The sequence below is a fragment of the Haloferax sp. KTX1 genome (genome assembly GCF_902410085.1).
In the GTDB taxonomy this organism is placed as follows: Archaea; Halobacteriota; Halobacteria; order Halobacteriales; family Haloferacaceae; genus Haloferax; species Haloferax massiliensis.
In genome coordinates this window covers 1-543 of the sequence record NZ_CABPRH010000073.1, presented here as the reverse complement: position 1 = coordinate 543, position 543 = coordinate 1, and the positions used below count along the sequence as shown (strand labels likewise).

Below are 543 nucleotides of genomic sequence, written 5' to 3'. Positions count from 1 at the left end.
ACGCTGGGTAGCTATATGCCGGGGAACGCCTCCATGCCGCTCTCGGCCATTGGTGTGGCAGTGGCCGCCCTCCTGGTTACGCTGATGCTTGGTCTGGCCGTCATGTCACTGGTTCTGGCGCAACAGGTGCCGCTGACCTCCGGCTACGAACTGGTGTTCGTTACGCTGCCGCGGGTCTTTGAGGCGATGGCTGGTGGCCAGCTGGTGGGCAGTCTGTTTTTCCTGATTGTGGTCTTGTTGGTCTGGACGTCGTCACTGTTCGCGTTAGAGGTCGTGGTGGCGCGGCTGACCGAGATGGTGGGGGGGTACCGGCCGGTGGCGGCAATAATAGCGGTTCTGCCCATGAGCCTGTCGTCTGCTCTGGCGCTGGCCGGCTTCGCGGGGCTCGGGCCCGTGGATACCTATGCCGCAATGGAGTTACTGGTCATGCTGGCACTGGTCCCCGTGTCGGTATTAGCGCTTGCGCGGCTCGCGGGGTGGCAGCTGCATCCACGGCAGCTGCTGGCCGTTCTTGGTATCGCTGGCCGGGGGTACCGTCTGTGG

1 pseudogene is annotated in these 543 nt (G+C 64.1%); it reads left to right on the top strand.

The window, feature by feature from the left end:
• Positions 1 to 15: 15 nt before the first annotated feature.
• A pseudogene (locus FY251_RS20820) lies at positions 16 to 543 on the top strand (hypothetical protein); the annotation flags it as partial.